The organism is Neptuniibacter sp. QD48_55 (assembly GCF_047778115.1).
Taxonomy (GTDB): Bacteria; Pseudomonadota; Gammaproteobacteria; order Pseudomonadales; family Balneatricaceae; genus Neptuniibacter.
The window spans coordinates 3,374,466-3,394,762 of record NZ_CP180555.1 but is presented as its reverse complement, the minus strand read 5'-3'; the positions used below and the strand labels follow the sequence as shown (position 1 = coordinate 3,394,762).

Annotated in this window: 16 protein-coding genes; 9 read left to right on the top strand and 7 right to left on the bottom strand. The window is 45.8% G+C overall.

What is annotated here, in order from left to right:
- Positions 1-78 precede the first annotated feature (78 nt).
- Positions 79-2,346 (top strand): ATP-binding protein, encoded by a 2,268-nt coding sequence (locus tag ACMXYW_RS16010; RefSeq protein ID WP_415904677.1) that lies wholly within the window; start codon positions 79-81, stop codon positions 2,344-2,346.
- A gap of 19 nt (positions 2,347-2,365) precedes the next feature.
- Positions 2,366-3,730, top strand: coding sequence for a sigma-54-dependent transcriptional regulator (locus ACMXYW_RS16005; protein WP_415899500.1), 1,365 nt, complete (start codon positions 2,366-2,368; stop codon positions 3,728-3,730).
- Between the two features lie 10 nt (positions 3,731-3,740).
- Here the strand turns inward: ACMXYW_RS16005 and sigZ are convergent, their stop codons facing one another.
- The 5 genes from sigZ to ACMXYW_RS15980 all read right to left on the bottom strand — a co-directional run bounded on the left by sigZ (position 3,741) and on the right by ACMXYW_RS15980 (position 9,415).
- Positions 3,741-4,301 carry an RNA polymerase sigma factor SigZ gene (gene sigZ, locus ACMXYW_RS16000; RefSeq protein WP_415899499.1) on the bottom strand — a complete coding sequence of 187 codons (561 nt, stop codon included), beginning with the start codon at positions 4,299-4,301 and terminating at the stop codon, positions 3,741-3,743.
- A 69-nt stretch (positions 4,302-4,370) separates the two neighbouring features.
- Positions 4,371-5,075 carry a glutathione S-transferase family protein gene (locus ACMXYW_RS15995; RefSeq protein ID WP_415904676.1) on the bottom strand — a complete coding sequence of 235 codons (705 nt, stop codon included), beginning with the start codon at positions 5,073-5,075 and terminating at the stop codon, positions 4,371-4,373.
- 91 nt (positions 5,076-5,166) lie between these two features.
- Positions 5,167-6,393: a hypothetical protein gene (locus ACMXYW_RS15990; protein WP_415904675.1), complete on the bottom strand. Its 1,227-nt coding sequence runs from the start codon at positions 6,391-6,393 to the stop codon at positions 5,167-5,169.
- Entirely contained in the window at positions 6,386-8,737 is a 2,352-nt protein-coding gene (locus ACMXYW_RS15985) for a putative bifunctional diguanylate cyclase/phosphodiesterase (protein ID WP_415904674.1), read from the bottom strand. Before ACMXYW_RS15985 ends, ACMXYW_RS15990 begins: the two co-directional genes overlap by 8 nt.
- An 18-nt stretch (positions 8,738-8,755) precedes the next feature.
- Positions 8,756-9,415, bottom strand: coding sequence for a hypothetical protein (locus tag ACMXYW_RS15980; RefSeq protein ID WP_415904673.1), 660 nt, complete (start codon positions 9,413-9,415; stop codon positions 8,756-8,758).
- 354 nt (positions 9,416-9,769) lie between these two features.
- Between ACMXYW_RS15980 and ACMXYW_RS15975 the strand changes: the two genes are divergently transcribed.
- The gene (locus tag ACMXYW_RS15975; RefSeq protein WP_415904672.1) at positions 9,770-10,945 is read left to right on the top strand and encodes an alginate export family protein; all 1,176 of its coding nucleotides are present in this window, start codon (positions 9,770-9,772) and stop codon (positions 10,943-10,945) included.
- Positions 10,946-11,067: 122 nt separating this feature from the next.
- Here the strand turns inward: ACMXYW_RS15975 and ACMXYW_RS15970 are convergent, their stop codons facing one another.
- On the bottom strand, positions 11,068-12,678 hold the full coding sequence (locus ACMXYW_RS15970; RefSeq protein WP_415899493.1) for a methyl-accepting chemotaxis protein: 1,611 nt from the start codon (positions 12,676-12,678) through the stop codon (positions 11,068-11,070).
- 440 nt (positions 12,679-13,118) lie between these two features.
- Between ACMXYW_RS15970 and ACMXYW_RS15965 the strand changes: the two genes are divergently transcribed.
- From ACMXYW_RS15965 to ACMXYW_RS15945, 5 genes are all read left to right on the top strand, one after another.
- Complete coding sequence (locus ACMXYW_RS15965; protein WP_415904671.1) at positions 13,119-14,099, top strand: TRAP transporter substrate-binding protein; 981 nt, start codon at positions 13,119-13,121, stop codon at positions 14,097-14,099.
- 143 nt (positions 14,100-14,242) lie between these two features.
- Positions 14,243-14,827, top strand: coding sequence for a TRAP transporter small permease (locus ACMXYW_RS15960; protein WP_415899490.1), 585 nt, complete (start codon positions 14,243-14,245; stop codon positions 14,825-14,827).
- Positions 14,828-16,225 carry a TRAP transporter large permease gene (locus tag ACMXYW_RS15955; RefSeq protein WP_415882816.1) on the top strand — a complete coding sequence of 466 codons (1,398 nt, stop codon included), beginning with the start codon at positions 14,828-14,830 and terminating at the stop codon, positions 16,223-16,225.
- A 188-nt stretch (positions 16,226-16,413) separates the two neighbouring features.
- Entirely contained in the window at positions 16,414-16,914 is a 501-nt protein-coding gene (locus ACMXYW_RS15950; protein WP_415889606.1) for a hypothetical protein, read from the top strand.
- Positions 16,915-16,966: 52 nt separating this feature from the next.
- On the top strand, positions 16,967-17,887 hold the full coding sequence (locus ACMXYW_RS15945; RefSeq protein WP_415904670.1) for an RluA family pseudouridine synthase: 921 nt from the start codon (positions 16,967-16,969) through the stop codon (positions 17,885-17,887).
- Here the strand turns inward: ACMXYW_RS15945 and ilvA are convergent.
- Positions 17,884-19,401, bottom strand: a complete 1,518-nt coding sequence (gene ilvA / locus ACMXYW_RS15940) for a threonine ammonia-lyase, biosynthetic (RefSeq protein WP_415904669.1) — start codon at positions 19,399-19,401, stop codon at positions 17,884-17,886. The two genes, ACMXYW_RS15945 and ilvA, sit on opposite strands and share 4 nt — an antisense overlap.
- Before the next feature lie 171 nt (positions 19,402-19,572).
- On the opposite strand from ilvA, the gene rpiA reads away from it, so the two are divergent.
- Positions 19,573-20,244, top strand: coding sequence for a ribose-5-phosphate isomerase RpiA (rpiA, locus tag ACMXYW_RS15935; protein ID WP_415897153.1), 672 nt, complete (start codon positions 19,573-19,575; stop codon positions 20,242-20,244).
- Positions 20,245-20,297: the final 53 nt, after the last annotated feature.

Sequence of the window (20,297 nt, the reverse complement as noted above, 5' to 3'; positions counted from 1 at the left end):
GACTATGTTAACGAAATTAAGTATTTCTTTTGCAGTTACGTTAATAAAAGCCCTTTTTGCACAGACAGGCTAGGTTTTATGCCACAGACTCAATCACTTCGCTGGCGTCAGTATCGGCTGCTTTTCTTTGTCGTATTGGCTTTTGCATTCCTTTTGGTGGTTGGGCAAATTACATTTCTAAGTCAATCTCAAGGCTATCAAACCCTGCAACAGCGCTCCGGTGCCGATCTCAATCGTTACCTGTTGAGCCTGCAGCAGAAGTTAGATCGATATAAAGATCTGCCTGCGCTACTGTCATCACATTCCACATTGGTCGAAGCTTTAGCCAAGCCTGAAGATGCGTTCCTTTCAGGTCAGGCCAGTGTCTATTTAGAATCTGTTAATAATTCGATTAATGCGACTGATGTCTATCTGATGGACAAGGATGGGACGGCTATAGCCTCGAGTAACTGGGCTGAAGCGTACTCTTTTATGGGGAAAAATTACGCTTATCGGCCCTACTTTCAAGATGCGATTAAAGGTAAACCTGGACGCTATTTTGCGTTGGGGTCAGTGTCTAACAGGCGTGGTTACTATTTCTCATACCCAGTTTATCTGCGCAGCCAGATCATTGGGGTCGTGGTTGTAAAAATTGATCTCAACGAAATTGAATCAGATTGGACCGATCCTGATCTGGATATTCTAGTGACCGATGAAGATGGCGTTATCTTTATCTCGACCCGAGAAGATTGGAAATTCCGAACCCTACACCCACTGAGCAAAGCTGATATCCAACGTATATCTGAGAGCCTTCGCTACGGTGATCATACTTTAACGGCCCTCGAGATTATTTCGCGTGCACCGCAGGAAAATAGTGCGACTTTGATTACGCTGGTGGACGGTAAACGAATAAAAAACCAAGCCCTCGATGGCATCCGGCCACGTGAATTTCTTCTGCAAAGTAGAGAGCTTCCAGATAGCGGCTTAACGGTGGTGGTTTTAGCCAGTACGAAGGCGGTTAAAGTGCGGATGTTCTATACCGCTTTGACCGCAGGTTTTATCTTTCTTGCGTTAATCTTGTTGGTGTTAGTGTTACTGACACGACAGCGTATTACTCGAGAGCGCGCACGTTTTAAACTGAAAGAAACCCAAGCTTTGGAAGCGAGCGAGCAGCGTGTACGTGCCATCATTGATAACACGCAAGCCGGTCTAATCACGTTGGATGATCAGGGTCGGATTGAAAGCCTGAACTTGATGGCTGAAAAACTGTTTGGTTATGACGAACAGGAGGTAAGGAGTAAATACTTTAGTAAATTCCTTTCCCAGAACGATCGTGCGCTGTGTTGGCAGCATTTAACGGCGCCAGATAGTGACCGACAACAGGAGCTGTATACAGAGGCGCTAGGATTGCGCAAAGATGGCTCTGAGTTCCCAATTGAATTGATTATCGGTCATATGGATTATGGCGTGGTGAAACGCTTTATCGTCACCATTCACGATATTACTCAGCGCAAGCAATACGAAGAGGATCTAAAGCGTGCACAAGAGCTACTAGAACATAGGGTTGCGGCGCGTACCGAAGATCTTACCAATGCCAACCTGAAGCTTCGTGATGAAGTCGCCAAGCACGAGAACACCCAAAATGAGCTGATCCAGACAGCGAAGTTAGCGGTGCTTGGTCAGATGTCTGCGGGTATCAACCACGAGTTGAATCAGCCGTTAACGGCTATCCGCACTTATGCGGATAATGCCAAAGCCTTTATGGAATTAGGTAAAACTGAACCGGTAGAGAAGAACCTCAGAGAAATTAGTGGCCTGACCGAGCGAATGGCGAAGATCATTCATCCGCTGAAAGAGTTCTCGCGCAAAACAACAGGTGGCGTGGAGCCCGTCTGTCTTAAAAATGTGCATGATGGCGCGATGTCGATCATGTATGGCCGTTTAAGCAAGGCGGATGCAGAGGTAAATTGGCCTACAGGCCTGGAACGGATTTATGTGCTCGGCGATACCGTGCGTTTGGAGCAGGTATTGGTCAATCTGATCAGTAATGCTCTGCAAGCGATGGAAAATCAGACCAAACCAGTGGTGGATATCAGTTTGTCTGAACAAGACCAGCAGATCAGCCTTAATGTACGAGATTTCGGCCCGGGTATACCGTCGCAGGAGTTGAATCGCGTATTCGAACCTTTCTACACCACGAAAAAAGCGGGTCAAGGTTTAGGGTTAGGTTTGTCGATCTCTCACCGTATTATTGAAAGTATGGGTGGGGAATTGGCTGTCTCCAATCATGCTCAGGGTGGAGCCGTATTCCGTATTTGCTTACCTAAAGCCGATCAGCCTGATAACCTTAATAACACGATTGGTTGATTAAGAAATGGAAAGCCGCATGAGTGAGAATAGGTTATTGCCGATTCTTTTAGTGGACGATGAAGAACATATTCGGTTAGCGGCTGGACAGGCCCTTGAATTAGCGGGCTATGAAGTGACAGCCGTTGAAACGGCTGAGCAAGCGTTCGCCATTATCCAGGACGATTGGCCAGGGATTTTAATTACCGATATCAATCTGCCGGGCATGGATGGCCTTGAGTTGATGAAGCAGGTGGTTAATCTCGATGCCACTTTACCAGTGATCCTGATTACCGGTCATGGTGATATCACTATGGCGGTGGGTGCTATGCGAGATGGCGCCTACGACTTTATCGAAAAGCCTTTCTCTTCAGACCTGATGTTAGACGTGGTGCGCCGAGCGATTGAGAAGCGCAATCTGGTTATCGAAAACCGCCGTCTTAAGTTAGAGCTGGAAGCGCAGAGCGCGCCGGGCCCGCGTATTATCGGGAATACCTCGATGATCGCCCAAGTGCGTGGTTTAGTGCATGCAATTGCGGATACCCCTGCTGATATTCTGATCTTGGGTGAAACCGGTACAGGTAAAGACCTGATGGCCCGCTACATTCATGAGCACAGTCATCGCCGCGATCAGAATTTTGTCGCGATTAACTGCGGTGCTGTACCCGAAAATTTGATCGAATCTGAACTCTTTGGCCACGAAAAGGGCGCGTTTACCGATGCCAAAGCACGTCGTATCGGTAAGTTTGAGCATGCTAATGGCGGTACGCTGTTTTTGGATGAGATCGAAAGCATGCCGATAACCTTGCAGATTAAGTTACTGCGAGTCTTGGAAGAGCGGGCAATTGAACGCCTTGGCGCTAACGAAGTCATTCCGCTCGATCTTCGCGTCATCGCAGCAACTAAGGTAGATCTACGTGAGGCTGCCGAACAGGGGAGTTTCCGAGAAGATCTCTATTACCGTCTGAATGTTGTGCGAGTGGATATCCCGCCGCTACGTGAGCGCCGTGAAGATATAGGCCTGTTGTTCCAGCACTTCTCATTAATTGCTTCTTCGCAATATGGTCGAGAGGTGCCGCTGTTATCGGCTGAACGAATGCACAGTTTGATGACCCATGATTGGCCGGGCAATGTCCGTGAACTTCGCAATCTGGCCGAGCGCTATGTGCTTTTGGGTGAAAGTTGTACATTCGACTTTGAGAATAAACCAATTACTGAAAGCGATGGCTATAGCAATATGAGCCTGCCGGATAAAGTCGAGCAGTTTGAAAGTATGTTGATTCAGGCTGAGCTTGCACGTTGCGCGGGTTCCATCAAAGAGACCTTAACCAGTCTTGGGTTACCGCGAAAAACTCTTTACGACAAAATGAAGAAGTACGGGTTGGATAAGAAAGACTTTAAATAGGGGCTAGCTATTAGCCTCTACTTCTTTTGGGTTTACATTGTTTGCAGGCTTGATGCTTCGGTTCAAATGTAATCACCTTGCCATGACGATCAAATTCCAGAGTACAGCACTCTTCAAATAGATGGCGTAACTGAACGCGTGCTCGTTGGACTCTAGATTTTAACGCTGAATAGTTAACCCCTAACTCGGTTGCGTAGCCCTTTTGGGATTGGCCTTCAATATCAATTGCCCTCAGTAAGTCAGCGTCCTTAGAAGGAAGTGCGTTGATAAAAGGCAGTATGCAGGCACTGAGTTCGTGTTCTGTACTCTGTTCATCGGTATACCATTGTTCGATGACTTCATCAGGAATCTCGCGCCCTTGTTGGCGATAGAAATCAATCACCTTGTTAGTCGCAATTTTAAACAGCCATGGCTTTAGTTTGTCCTGTGCTTTCAGTGAACTGATTTGTTGATGGGTTTTCAACAAGATCTCTTGTAACAGATCCTCAACATCATCGGGGTTGGAGACTTTGGTCAGTAGAAAAGCTCTTAGATGCTGACTGTATTGCTGCCAAATGCTTTCTATATTCAATCGAAAACTCCGCTGGCTGATATGAATTTCTGCTTTCTCTAGGCATAGAGAAAGCAGAGGTGCTTTAAATTAACAGCAACTGTGGTTTACACATGCTGAGTTATTACTGTTTTGATTCGCAGCACATGTTTGCCCAAGGTAAGTTTCGTTAGATAGATAAAAATCACAAAAACGTGAGTCAAAATCTTCTGCCACAGATTGCCCTGCTATTCCAGTTGCTAACAGAGATTGTTGCCATTGTTTCATTTTAGGGTAGTCACCTAGAAAGTCGTAACCGCTACAGCGATTAATAATATCTGCACGGTGTAAAAGCGGTAGCCATGCGATATCTACCAAACCAATAGCCGAGCTGTTGAAGAAAGGTTGGTTCCCTAGAGCCTTTTCAATTTTGATAAAGGCTTTGTGTAAATTCTCGGACCGTTGTTCGAGCGTTGTTTTATCAGGGCTTCTTTGAGCGCTGCACTGAACAAGGTAAAGCTTAGACGCAAGGTAGCTCCAAGCGCGATCGATAGCTTTCTCTTCTGCTGAACGGTCTGAATTTAAAGCCGGGTAAACCTCTTCGATATATTCAATAAGCGCTTCTGATTCGAAGAGAGCTTGGCCTGAATCGGTGATAACAAGGGGAACTTGTCCATGCGGTGACATTTCCAGAAACCACTCCGGTTTTTCCTGTAGGCGGATGTATTCAATCTCATAAGGGATCTGTTTTGCTTCTAGTAAAGCGGTAACCCGTTGTACGAAAGGGCAAATTTTAAAACTGACAACTTTAAGCATCTTTTTACTCTGTTTAGTTCTGTTGTACATAACTAGACGTAACAGGTTTTAAAAAGACGCATTGAACAGCAAAAAAATTGTAAATTTTTACTTAAAAATAGTAACGGAGCGCTACTTGGAGTTGGCGTTCTAACTGCTTCGGGTCATCTTGGTTGTATGCTCTTGCAGCTCTGGTACTGTTTATCCAATTGAATTCATTCAACAGAAACCACTGGCGGTTGAGGCGGTAACGGTAGCTAAGGGTAAAAGCTTTACCGTATTCATCATTGTTGTCGCCAACCGTCTGATCTAGATCTGTAACCGAAAACTCTTCTAGGCGAGTCGATACTCGATGAGGGCCGTTTCGCCAGCTTAAGGTTAGATAGGCGCTACGGTAATCGTTATCGACTACATTCTCGCGTTGCGGCGATTGCATTAGCGTTGATCCCTGCATCAACTGACCCATCAGACTCCACTGTTTATCGATCTGCCAGCGGAAACCGGTATAGGCAAACCGAGTCTCCCAGCCATATTGTCCATTCTCAATCATATAAGGGGTGGCGTTATTATCGTAGTAGCCCGCCTGCAGGAGTAGTTCCTTTTTCAGCTTATATTCGGCATTTAAAAAGTAGCCAAGGCGGTCATCGCCTTCATGAAAAGGATCAGACTCTTTTGCTTGATCTGTAAGCAAAGTCGTTTGCGCAGGGGTTTGTGGCACAGGGAGGCCTTCGCCGATAACGGATTGGCGACTGCTAAGCGTCCAACCATGCCAAGATAGCATCGCACCAGCGGTATCGTTAAAGCCAAATAAGCCTGTGTTGAGCTTTAGATCGTAATCGACCTCTCTGAACTTTCCTAACCACTCTGCCGTGTATTCTACGCCGGTGGTGCGCACTTCTTCGCCGATCCAGCTGTTCATCGTGGAAGGAGTCAGGGTATTAGCAGGTGACCAAGCAGTAGCTCTGTTCTCTAATGATATGGGTGGGTAAAAAGTACCGACGCGAGCGCTGTGCCTAACACCGCTTTCACTGGGAAGGCCTGAATACTTGAGGAATACTTCGGTAAGCCCCACTTCGTTTTTCTCATCATCGACAAAGCTGTTCCCTACGACAACAAAACTGAGCTGGTCACTCAAACCTAGTTTTAAGTTCAGGCCTAGCTGCCCTAAAGATAGGTCGCCACCCGGTGAATTTTGGAGCTTTCCGAATTGACCACTAACATAGCTAGGTTCACCAGAAGAGTGGCTGGCTCGGATATCAGCGAGTCCTTTCAAATCTACATCAATTGCATGTACAGGCAGAGATAAAAGCGTCAATGCTGTAAGCCAGCGACTATCCATGTAAAACCTTTGTGATCGAAGACGGGTTGTACTCCGATTCTAGCAGCCAACTGCTAAGTTCGCTCGCTGGTTGAGGTCGGCTGATGAAATAGCCCTGTGCTAAATCACAGTCATGTTGTTCTAACCATGTCAGAGTTTCTTGATCTTCGATGCCCTCGGCGACAACTGTTAGCCCCATATCATGGGCCATGCGGATGGTGGATCTAACAATGATCTGGTCGTCGTTGCTCATGTGAACTTTATCGACAAATGAACGGTCGATTTTTAGCTCGGAGACCGGCATCTGTTTTAACTGAGCTAATGATGAGTAACCTGTGCCGTAGTCATCAATCGACAGCTTGATCCCTTGATCTTTTATTTCGCAGAGCATTTTAATTGCGCTCTCTGGGTCACTCACTACGGCACTTTCCGTTACTTCTAGGGAAAGTGAGTTTTGCGGCAGTTGATGTGTTTTCCAAATCCCTTTGAGAGAACGGATCAACTGTTGGTTTTTTAGGTTTTCCGCAGAGATGTTCACCGCGATAGACAGATGTAACCCTATTTCTGCCCAAGCTTGATACTGTCGAGCGGCTTCATTCATTACCCAATTGCTGAGAGCATCGATCTGACCTGTTTGCTCAGCGATAGAGATAAAGGAATCGGGTGGAATCATGCCCTGAATAGGATGCTGCCAGCGAACTAATGCTTCCAGTTGATGTATCTTTCCGGTTTTTAGATCCAATTTTGGTTGGTAGAACAAACAGAGCTGGCCTTCAGCTATAGCCACCTTAAGGTCGTTTACTAAGCTTAAACGACGGTTGGCATCGGCATCCATTTCTGGGAGATATTGCTGGAAGCTTTGTTGTGCTTTTTTTCCATGGCTAAGTGCGGTATCAGCTTTTTGCAGAAGAGTTTGTGGGTCATCGGCATCTTCAGGTACACGAGCGAAGCCTACTTGCAGCTGTAAGTGCAGTAGGGTGTCTTCACCACAGAGAGGGTCATCCATTACTTGCTCAATTTTTTGCTGCCATTGCACCAGCTCGTTCAGGGTCGAACACTCGATCAACATGGCGAATTCGTCACCATCTAAGTGGAAGGTTTGGCTGGCACCGTTGAGCTTCAACAGGCGTTTACCTACTTCTTTAATCATCATATCGCCAATCTGGTAGCCAAGCGTGTCATTGACAGTGCGTGTGCGACGAATATCCAGATGGAGAAGGCTAAAGAAAGTGTCTTTTTGCTGCAGCAGGGTGTCTAGAGTTTCGAGTAGGGAGAAACGGTTAGGGAGATTGGTCAGGCTATTATGCTTGAGCTGGTGGCTAATCTTTTGTTCTCGAACCAAGACTGCTTGCTGCATCTGATTAAATTCTTTTGCAAGCTGCCCCATCTCGTTTTTCTCACTAATATCTACGCTGCTCTCATAGTTACCGCGCGCAATATACTGAGCTTGACGTACAAGCTTTCTGACCGGTTGGGTAATACTGCCTGCAAGGAGATAGGCTGCCAGCATAGTTATTGTCACCATGCCGCCTTCAAGTGCTAGTAAGTGCCACCAGTTCTCTTGTAGGGTTTCCAGTAAGTTAGAACGAGAGCCAAATATTGTTACTTGCAGAGGACTCTTGCTGACCATACCTACTTCGATCTGGGTTGCGAAAAGGTGATCTGGTACCCGATTTTCAATAACTGCTAAGCCTTGCTGGCTCGGTGCTTGAGGATGGCTTGTCGGGATCGCAGCAGCAATAGCGCGCCATTGGCTATCTTCCTGCTGCAACATGAATTCGATACTCAGCCCAGTAATATCGGCAAAGTTTTGCGCTAGGGTGGTATTAATCTGATAGCCATAGCCGATCCAGCCGACGACTTGTTGCCCACTTTTTAACGGTGCAAAACTGAGTTGGTATAACTCGTTTTCTTGCTGGTAAAGCTTAGTAAACGTGCCATCTACGCCAAACCATTGTGGCGAAGGGAATGGTTGGCCTTGTTCGGGGCCTAAACGGATTTTTTCATTTGGATTGCGGCGGATAAGCTGGCCGATAATCGAGAACTTTTGGTCGACAGCGATCGCTATATCGGCATCAATACGCTTGCGGTGGTTATTCAATGCAATCAGAAAACTGCGTTGGTCAGCCCCAAATACCTCTTTCAAACCAAAGTCTTTAGCTGCCGTTTCTGCGAAGGCTTGGAGATAGTAGTTTCGTTGTTGATATAAGGTGTCAAAAACGGAGACAGCGGCATTAAGCCGCGATTGGATCTGGACATCGCCTTGCTTATTATTGGCGTCGTAAACCATCCACAGCGATGCTGCTTGAGCCACCATTAATAAGGCGACAAAGAATATAAATATTTTGGTCTTTAAACTGCCCATGGTCAGTTCATCCAATTATTAGTATTCATCCAAAAACTCGAAGTCTTCTTCGTCAGCCTTTGGCTGTACTTCGTAGAAGGTTTCGCTTAATTGCCAGGTCAGTGATTGGTCTTGGCTAATGTCCACTATCTGGGTTAATCGATTATTTTCCGCTTTTAACTGCGGATGCCATAAGGTTAGGCGATATTTACCCAAGTGGTGAAGATCGAATGAAACAGAGCCGGTTTTAGTCGTTTTAGCAAAATAAGGTGTATCGACGATCAGTATAAAACCGCTCATCCAATCATGGATGTTACAACCCATAGCGACTGTTTCAGTGGATGAGTCGGGCTCGAACGCCTCTAGGGCCTTGGATTCGCCTGATTTTAATTTAAAGGAAAAACGGTTTGGGCCGGAGATCGAGTAGATATGGTGGGTAAAGTCATCTTTATTGCTGAACTGTACCTCATCTTGGCGTTGCATCACCGTAATATGTGGTGCAAATGCGCGATCTTTTTGTGTGATCTCGATTTTTTTACGTTCGATCTTGGGGACAGGCTGATCCAAAGGTTCTGCATAGAGTACGATGGAATTCACTCCTGATTTATCTGGGTTGAGAACCGTTACGTCCAATATGGCAGCGCTAGTTTGAGTGGCTATTAAGATGGCAAAGCTAGCTGCGATGGTGCGTGTATACACTGCGATTCTCCAAAATGGGTTCCGTTTCCTTAAGAATGACTCATTTGAGAAAAATAGGTTCCTTAATTCTTTATTACGTACTCAAAAAATTACATCTAATGGATAGGGAGGTAATATTTTTGTAGTAAATGTCCTTTCAAAATGTCGGATCAATTCTGGACGGTTTTGCACTAACTCGGTGTTAGTTTTTTCTTGTTTGCTGCACTGCAATAAAGCAGGTACTAAATTAGGCGATTTAAAAATGTGCAAATTAAACATTTTTATAGGCTTTTGAGCCGAATTTTCCGAAATTACGCTTATTGGCATAGGCATTGCTCCAGCACTCGCAGTCATTTTGTGAGTTAGGAGTAAACAATGAAGCAACTACCGTCTAAGTTGTTGTTAGCCACGGCTATCGCAGCTATTTCTACCCCTTCAGCCTATGCCGCTGAGTCTATTGCCGAAGCGTTTCAGAATGGTGAAACCTCAGTTAGCTTCCGTCTACGTTATGAAGATGTTGAAGATGATTCTGCTGCTGAAGATGCAAATGCTCTGACGTTAAAGTCTCGATTAACCTTTAACACAGATGAATTCAAATCTGTATCTGCATTGGTTGAAGTAGATGACGTAACTGAACTGGACGATGTCGAGTACAACGACGGCGTTAACGGCATGGGAACGAAAACAAAAATCGTTGACCCTGAAGGCACAGAAGTAAACCAAGCGTATTTAGCATTTACAGGTTTGTCTGATACTACTGTAAAGGTTGGTCGCCAGCGTATCCTTTTAGATAACCAGCGTTTTGTTGGTGGCGTAGGTTTCCGTCAGAACGAGCAGACTTACGATTCCCTATCGGTTAAGAACAGCTCTCTAACTGATACGGATGTGTTTTACGCTTACATCAATGATGTCCATGGCATTACAGGGTCAGACAGCAAACATAAGACACACTTACTCAACGTAAAATATAAAGGTCTGCCATTTGGTGCGTTAACAGGTTACTACTACAACTTTGAGGAAGATAAAGTAGATGGCTATGACCTAGATACTTACGGTGTCCGTTTTAGCGGTTCTCAAGATGCGGGTAATACCAAGCTGCTTTATACCGCAGAATATGCCACTCAAGATCAAAACAATGGTTCTAAGCCGGATTACTACTTGCTTGAAGGTGGCGTGAAGGTTTCTGGTGTAACTGCAAAGCTGGGCTTTGAAGTTCTTGAAAGTGACAATGATAAAGGCTTCAACACACCGCTAGCGACTAAGCATAAGTTCCAAGGTTGGGCTGATCAGTTCTTAGTGACACCAACAGATGGTATTGAAGATCTATATGTCAGTGTCGGTACTAAGTTAGCAGGTGTTAAGCTGCTTGCGGTTTACCACGACTATGAAGCAGAAGATAGCGGTGCTGATTTAGGTTCAGAGTGGGGCTTCCTTGCAGCTAAAAAGTTTGGCAAAAACTACGGCCTAAGTCTGAAATATGCTGACTATGATGCAGGCGATACCAAAGATGATAAGAGTAAATTGTGGCTAACAGCTACAGCTAAATTCTAAAGCTGTATTTCAGCTGCCCGAGTAGTGACGGGTGAGAAGAGATAGGGCGATCCCCTCTCGCGCTATCAAAAAAGAAGCCGCCATATTGGCGGCTTCTTTTATTGTATTGAAGTGATAGTTTTTTACAGTTTGAACTTCTGTACCATAACCTCTAGCTGTCCTGCGAGCGTATTCAGTTCATGGGCAACTTGGTTCAGTTTACCGGCACGAGATGAAGTGTGCTCAGCAGTCTGAGCGATCTCATGTACGCTGGATTCAACGCTACTAGCCATCTCCGTCTGCTCTTTAACCGATGATGAAACCATATGGTTCATATCGTTAATCGCACGAACCTCTTCGGCAATTTTGATCAGCGCATCCGATGTTTCCTGTACTTTAGCGACGCCAGCTTCTGCACTTGCATGAGCCTGATCCATAACGGATACCGCATCACGCGCATCGTTTTGCAGCTCTTCGATAATCGCGTTGATCTCTTCAGTCGAGTTACGAGTTTTACTTGCCAGGGTACGGACTTCGTCCGCTACCACTGCGAAGCCTCGACCTTGCTCTCCGGCACGGGCCGCCTCGATTGCAGCATTAAGCGCTAACAGGTTGGTTTGCTCAGCAATTTTCTGAATAACTTCTAATACGGTACCGACACTTTGGCTTTGTTCATCCAGTTTGTTGATAACGCTCAGTGCACGGTCAATATTGCTCTTCAGGGAATCAATGGCATTGATCGCTTGCTGAGTAATTTGGGTGCCTTCCTGGCTTTGTTCAAGGGCAAGATCAGATGCTGATACCGTATTTTCAGCACTGGCTTCAACGCTCTTAGTGGCTGCTTCCATCTGCTCCATAGCAGAAGCGACAGCACTGGTTTGTATCTGTTGATTATTAACCGCGCTATTTGCCATATCAGCGATGTCATTAATAGAAGTACTGGAGGTACTCAATTGATGAACGGTAGAGCTCACTTTGCTGAGGCTGGAGTGGAAATCTTCCAGCATAGTGTTCAGTGATGTCGACATCGTGCCGATTTCATCTTTGGAATTCACATCTATACGAAGTTTAAGATCAGAATTTTTATGAATGGTGTTGATCGTTTTACCCATACGTTTAACTGGACGTACCACTAGGTGTCCTAGCAACAAGCTAATTAGTATTAAGCCGATAATAAACAGCACTAGCTCGGTTAATGCTACGCTGATCAAGTTAGCACGAATGGTGTTATCAAGATTTTCAAAAGAGTAGGTGACACGTACAGCACCTAATACATCACCTTCAGCGGTTTGGTGGCACAGTAAGCAATTAGTACCTTTATAGTCAGGCAGTGCTTTCATTGGCGTGACAACAGTTAGGCGGTGGCCTTTTTCATCATCAATCTCTTCAATAACCTGTTCACCTTGCATCGCGCGTTTATCTAGATCATCAACAACTTTGGAGTCTGCGGTGCCGGGCCCATAAACTTTAGAGATACTGTCGGCACGGATGATACGAGCTTCTAATACGTCTGGGTTAGCAAGGATCTTTTTCTGTAAGGTTTCGCGGTTAGACATAGCGCCGCTCAGCATCAGAATATTGATACTGTCAAAGTAGGAATCAGCCGTTTCAGTGGTTGTACGTTGTACAACTTCAGAAACTAATTGTGTTTCACTACGGTAAATCGCGGTTAGAGAGCTAACCAGGATAATCAGGAACACTACTGCTAGAGAAATGTTTACCTTTGTTTGAATTGATAGGCCATCCAATTTCACACTTCAGCTCCCGTCATTAGTGACGTCATTTTTATAATAGTGGTTAGCATAGTCAGTAACTCATCATAAGGCGAAGCTGATATTACACACAAGCCTAAGGTGCTTTGTTCTTTCGATGTAGATCAATAAAACGTTATTTTTGGATGCTGGTTCAATAAATAAAACACAGATGGATGGGAATTCACTTATTTTAAAATGATAAATGGGTGGGTTTCCGCCAATTTTTCTGGCCGCTTTAATCTCATCTTAAAACACGTGTTTAACCTGTGTCTCAATGTTTATAGGCGCTACAGGGCTTTAGGAAAAATATTTTTAACAGTTGGCCCTAACTTTGCTCCTAGTGTCATGAGTTCAGAAAGTTCTGTGACGCCTAAAAACAGAAAGCGCTGAATTTCAAACAAAACAAACATAATTAAATTCAATTAAACAGGAGATGCACAATGCGTTTACTGACCGCTGCGGTAACTTCCCTTGCACTAACTCTAGGAGCACAAGCTGCTGTTGCAGCCCCAGTAGAAATTAAGTTTTCTCACGTGGTTGCTGAAAACACACCAAAAGGCCAGATGGCTCTTAAATTCAAAGAGCTAGTAGATGAGCGTCTAGCTGGCAAAGTTGAAGTTAAAGTATTCCCTAACTCTCAGCTATTTGGTGATAACAAAGTTTTGGAAGCGATGTTGCTAGGTGATGTGCAGATGGCTGCGCCTTCTCTATCTAAATTCCAGAAGTTCACTAAAAAGCTTCAGATCTTCGATCTGCCTTTCCTGTTTAAAGATATGGCTGCTGTAGAAAAATTCCAAAACAGCCCTGATGGTCAAAAACTACTAGGTTCTCTTCAGAGCAAAGGTCTAGTGGGTCTAGGTTACCTACACAATGGTATGAAGCAGCTTTCTGCAAGCCAAGAACTTAAAGTACCAGCTGATGCTTCAGGCAAAAAATTCCGTATCATGACATCTGACGTACTACAGGCTCAGTTTGAAGCTGTAGACGCTGTTCCACTGAAAAAGCCTTTCTCTGAAGTATTCACACTTCTACAGACTAAAGCGATCGATGGTCAGGAAAACACTTGGTCAAACATCTACTCTAAGAAGTTCTTCGAAGTTCAGCCTTTCATCACTGAATCTAACCACGGTGTACTGGACTACCTAGTAGTAACTTCTGCTGAGTTCTGGATGGGTCTTGATGCAGATCTGAAAGTTGAAGTTAAGAAAGCTCTAGACGAAGCGATCAAGCACGGTAATGGCATCGCTGCTGAAAAAGCTGCGTCTGATAAGCAGAAAATCATCGATTCTAAGCGCTCTCAAGTTGTGAGCCTAACTGACGCAGAGCGTGCTCAGTGGGTTGAAGCAATGAAGCCTGTATGGAAGCAGTTTGAAGATGAGATCGGTGCTGATCTGATCAAAGCTGCTGAAGCAAGCAACTAATATCACGTCACTTAACCGGGTGGGCTTTGCCCGCTCGGTTATGTTCAGAGGAGAACGATTAACGGCGTTAGCCGTAGGTTGTCCTGTGAATATCTCCTTTTGAAAAAACCTATTAACGACGTGAGTCGCTAGGGGAGCTGTATATGGTTCGTAATCTTGTAACAAAATTGGAAGAGGGCTTTTTATCCCTGCTTCTAGTTTCAATGACATTACTGGTATTTGCTGAAGTGGTAGCGCGCTTTGGTTTTAACGCCGGTATCCATTGGGCACAGGAAGTGACCCTTTTACTCGCTGCATGGTTTGTACTCTTTGGTGCTTCTTATGGTGTCAAAGTAGGTGCGCATATCGGCGTGGATGTTTTTGTAAAACTGATGCCTGAAAACACGCATCGTTTAGTCACTTTGGTTGCTGTTGGCCTGTGCTTGGTTTACTGCGGACTGTTCTTGTATGGCTCTTGGATCTACATCAGCAAGATGAAGATGATCGGTATCGAGCTGGAAGATCTTCCGGTACCGAAATGGATCCCAATGAGTATTTTGGTGATCGGTTTTGTTCTATTGATCATTCGCTTCTTAGAGCTGGGCTGGAAAGTTCTAACTAAAGAAGCTGATGGCTTCCACTTCGCAGATGAAGCAGAAGAGTCAATGGAGATCGCTAACGAGTTGAAAGACACCGCTTTGGGCGATCCTAATGACAGCCAAAATCAAAAAAAGCAGGAGGATAAATAAATGACTATTGCTGTACTGTTTATCACTCTGTTTGGGTGCATGATCATCGGTATGCCGATTGCTATCGCATTGGGCCTATCTTCTGTAACCACTATTTTGTTGTTCTCAAATGACTCGCTTGCATCGATTGCATTGAAACTGTTTGAGGCGACTTCAGAACATTACACGCTACTAGCGATCCCGTTCTTCATCCTGTCCTCTGCGTTCTTGTCTACCGGGGGGGTAGCAAAACGTTTGATTAACTTCGCGGTTGATACCGTGGGTCATATCCGAGGCGGTCTGGCGATGGCGTCGGTAATGGCGTGTATGCTATTTGCTGCGGTATCTGGTTCATCTCCAGCAACAGTGGCAGCGATCGGTACTATCTGTATCGCGGGTATGGTGCGTTCTGGTTACCCACAGTCTTTCGCTGCTGGTGTAATCGCGAATGCGGGTACTTTGGGTATCTTGATCCCACCGTCTATCGTAATGCTGGTATACGCTGCGGCGACTGAAGTTTCGGCTTCACGTATGTTTATGGCGGGTTTCATCCCGGGTCTAATGATGGGTCTGATCCTAATGATCGCTATCTACATCGTTGCGCGTGTTAAAGGTCTCCCATCTCAGCCGTTCCCAGGTTTCCGCGCGTTGGCTAAGTCTGGCCTAATCGCGATGGGTGGTTTGATGCTGATCTTCATCGTACTAGGTTCTATCTACGGTGGTGTGGCATCTCCAACGGAAGCGGCAGCAGTAGCTGCAGTATACGGCTATTTTATTGCGGTAATGGGTTACCGTGATATTGGCCCGATGAAAGGTGTGCCATGGAAGAAAGATGGCGAGAACCTAATCACTGCTGCTATTCGTAATGCGCTACAAATGCTTTGGGCGCTACCAAAATCTGTTAACGATCCAGAAGTACGTAAAGTACTGATCGATGCGTCTAAAGTGTCCATGATGCTGCTATTCATCATTGCTAACGCAATGCTGTTTGCACACGTTCTTACAACAGAGCGTATTCCACACACGATTGCAGAGCAGATTCTAGCTTGGGGTCTACCAGCGTGGGGCTTCCTGATCGTAGTAAACATCTTGCTACTGATTGCAGGTAACTTCATGGAGCCATCAGCGATCCTATTGATCATGGCGCCGATCTTGTTCCCAATCGCAACGCAGCTAGGTATCGACCCAATTCACCTAGGTATCATCATGGTTGTAAACATGGAGATCGGGATGCTCACCCCACCGGTGGGACTCAACCTCTTTGTCACCGCCGGGATAACCGGGCAGAACATGGTCTGGGTTATCAAGGCCTGCCTACCATGGCTATGCCTACTGTTAGGTTTCCTAATGCTTATCACTTATGTGCCGCAGATCTCTCTATTCCTACCGGAATATATCGATCACTTGAAAGGCTACTAATACATTAGCAAAACAGGTTCTTACCGAATCAACCTCACTCAAGGGGGGAGCTTCTCCCCCGTTTAAACTGTTGATTAGTGCTTTAACCACCGCTCGCGGTGGTTTTTTTTGTCTTAAATTTGGGCTCTATCGCTGGCGAGGGTATAATCGCCGCATCTAATGCATTGGTTACAAAAGAGACAGATAGAGTGATTGGTTATATAGCAGCGCTATGGGGTATCAGCGGTATTTTCCTGTTAATAGGCAGCGCGATCTATCGTCTTAGCGATATAGGTCTACAAACCTTTAACTATGATCTCTCTTGGTATCACTGGGCGGCATTAGCATTTAGCGTGATCTTTATGGGTTTTGCCGAAGGCTATCGCGGCTTTCAACAAGCGTGGTCACCGCGTGTGGCGGCTCGAATTCTGTATCTTTCTCAGAATGTCTCTCCAGTCCGTTTTGTCTTTGCGCCCCTGTTTTGCATGGGATTCTTCTCGATCGTTCGTAAACGTATGATCGTTACCTACTGCCTAACGCTGGGCATCATCTCTATGGTCTTGCTAGTGCATCAACTAGAGCAGCCATGGCGCGGCATTGTTGATCTTGGCGTAGTTACTGGTCTGATCTGGGGCCTAACTTCACTGCTGCTTTTCTCTATCAAAGCGTTCTTTAGCGAAGGGTTTGAGCACTCGCCAGAGATGCCTTAAAGCGACTAGCCTGTTGCTAGACGCTGCGCTTGTTAGCGGCTAGGAGGGAATCATGGCTGATGGTTTTGTTCTGGATTTTACAGTTTATTCAGCAGCCCCGACTATTTCCTGCTTTTTATCCACGCGTTTAGCCAGCCTTCATCAAGCACAATTGTCTCAGCTATTCGCTGAGGATTTAATATCTGTCGATGGTCAGATTGCTTCTGAAAACCAAGTCTTAGCAGTAGGGCAGAAGGTAGCTGTATCACTATCGGATCATTATGAAGAGCCTGTTGATACCCACTGGCGAAAGCTTTGGGAAAACGACGAGATTCTAGCTGTATTTAAGCCTCATCTCCTGCCTGTGAGCCGTACCACTCGAAACCTATATAACACGCTAATCTCCCTTGTTCGTCGTCAGACAACCTATGAGGATGCGCACCTGTTGCATCGTCTTGATACCGAGACCGCAGGCATTATTCTGCTAGCCAAAAACAAAGTGGCGGATCAAAAGTGGAAGCCGCGTTTAGATCAGTTGATCAGCAAGAAGGTCTACCACGCTTGGGTAGAGGGCATTCCTGAATGGGATGAACTCAGCTACGAATGTGAGCTATCGGAAAAAGTGGGGAGTCCGATTCGCTGTCAGATGTATGTGGTGGACCAAGCAGAATCAGACTTGTACCCCAAGCCTAAACAGAGCCAAACCTTGTTTCGAGTTTTACGAAAGGAAGAGGGTAAAAGCTTGATTGAGTGTGAGCTAATGACTGGACGGAAACACCAGATTAGGGCGCATTTAGCACATCTAGGCCACCCGATTATTGGCGATAAGATCTATTCCAAAGGTGGTCAGTATTATTTGAAGCGCTTGGATAAAGAGTTAGGGAAAGCGGATTTTGCAGAGTTAGGTTCTGAGTATCAGAGGCTGACTGCGGTAAGGGTGGACATTAACCCTGATGACCAGTCAGTGACCATCAGGGTTGATAGCAGGGATTAACCTAAGAACAGCTTATAAGCTGCGTTATCAGTTTCTTCCCAGTAGTTGTAGCCGATCTCTTCCAAGAAAGTGCCCACTTGATCACGTTCAGCTTCAGGCACTTGCATACCTACCAATACGCGACCGTAAGCGGCACCGTGGTTGCGGTAGTGGAACATGGAGATGTTCCATTTTCCACCCAACTTTTTCAGGAAGTTCATCAGTGCGCCTGGGCGCTCTGGAAATTCAAAACGGTAGATCACTTCGTTTTCCAGCGTTGCTGGCGCATGACCACCGACCATATAACGGACGTGAATTTTAGCGATCTCGTTTTCGCTTAGATCTTCAACTTCGTACTCTTTTTCACGTAGTTCGCTGACCACTTCTTCGCGGCCATCACCACCGGCTTTTAGCTGAATACCTGCAAAGACGATAGCATTGCTATCATCGCTATAGCGGTAGTTAAACTCAGTGATATTGCGGTTGCCTAGCGCTGAGCAGAACTTTTTAAAGCTACCCGGTTTCTCAGGGATGCGTGCGGCGATAATCGCTTCACGCTGTTCACCGAGTTCGGAACGTTCAGCGATATGACGCAAACGGTCGAAGTTTACGTTGGCGCCCGAGTCGATTGCGATAAGCGTTTTATCGCTGATCTCTTCACGAGCAACATACTTTTTCATACCGGCAACGCCTAGAGCACCTGCAGGCTCGCAGATAGAGCGAGTATCGTCGTAGATATCTTTAATCGCAGCGCAGATCTCATCCGTTGATACAGTAATGACATCATCAACGTATTTCTTCGCTACTTCAAAAGTGTTTTCGCCGATGATTGCTACAGCAACACCGTCGGCAAAGATGCCCACCTGATCCAAAGTGACACGCTTACCTGCATCCAACGCGGCTTTTAGGCACGCAGAATCTTCGGATTCTACGCCGATAACCTTAGTTTCAGGGCGAAGATATTTAACGTACGCAGCAATACCAGCAACGAGGCCGCCGCCACCCACAGGGACAAAGATCGCTTCGATTGGGCCGGATTCCTGACGTAGGATCTCCATTGCAACCGTGCCTTGACCCGCGATGACATCGGGATCATCAAAGGGGTGAACGTAAGTCATGCCCTTTTCTTCAACCAGCTTCTGAGCGTGAGCCGCTGCATCGTCGTAAGCATCGCCGTGAAGTACCACTTTGCCGCCAAGACGACGTACGTTGTTCACTTTTACGTCCGGCGTAGTTTTTGGCATGACGATGGTCGCTTTAACACCTAAGTGTTTCGCGGACATTGCTAAGCCTTGAGCGTGGTTACCCGCGGAAGCTGCAACAACACCACAAGCGCGTTCTTCCTCGGTGAGCTGCGATAGTTTGTTATAAGCGCCGCGCAGCTTGAAGGAGAACACAGGCTGTTCATCTTCACGCTTTAGCATAATTCGGTTATTCAGACGCTCAGAAAGACCTTTTGCTTCATCCAGTGGAGTTTCGATCGCCACGTCGTAAACGCGGGCCTCGAGGATTTTTTTGATATATCTATCTGGCATGATATTTCGCCTAATGTTTCGTCTGAATAAAAGTAAGCGGGAAATGGTAAAGGGAAACGCCCTGTTACGTCTACAATAGGTCACTAAAGCTGCGTATAATTTAGCGTAATTCTTACATATTTTAGTGAAAACCCCGGTTGTTTTCCGACATGCATAAAACAGGTGCCTAACATGACCCAGGACGAGATGAAAAAAGCAGTTGCTGAAGCTGCTGTGGAGTACATCAAACCTAAACTAAATGAAGACAGTATTGTGGGTGTGGGCACAGGTTCTACTGCCAACTTCTTCATTGATGCTTTAGCTGAAATTAAGCACTTGTTCGAAGGTGCAGTAGCAAGTTCTGAAGCTACAGCTGAACGCTTAAAAGGCCATGGTATCGAAGTGTACGACATGAACTCTGTTGCTGAGATGGAAGTGTATGTTGATGGTGCTGACGAGTTTGATTCTGGCCTGAACCTTGTGAAAGGTGGTGGCGGTGCCCTAACGCGCGAAAAGATTGTTGCGGCAGTTGCTAAAGAGTTTGTTTGCATCGTAGATAGCACTAAGAAAGTCGATATTCTTGGCGAATTCCCACTACCTGTAGAAGTGATCCCAATGGCTCGCTCTCAAGTAGCGCGTGAATTGGTAAAACTCGATGGTATGCCAGAATGGCGTGAAGGCTTCACGACTGATAACGGTAACGTGATCCTAGACGTTCACGATATGGAGATCATGAACCCTAAACAGCTAGAAACTCAGCTAAACAACATCGTAGGTGTTGTAACTAACGGCTTGTTCGCCAACCGTGGTGCTGACGTTGTATTGATGGGTACGCCTGAAGGTGTAGAAACTATCAAGCTTTAATGTAGTTGCTAGCGTCTAGTTGTTAGACGCTGCGCTTGCTAGAAAAAACCTGC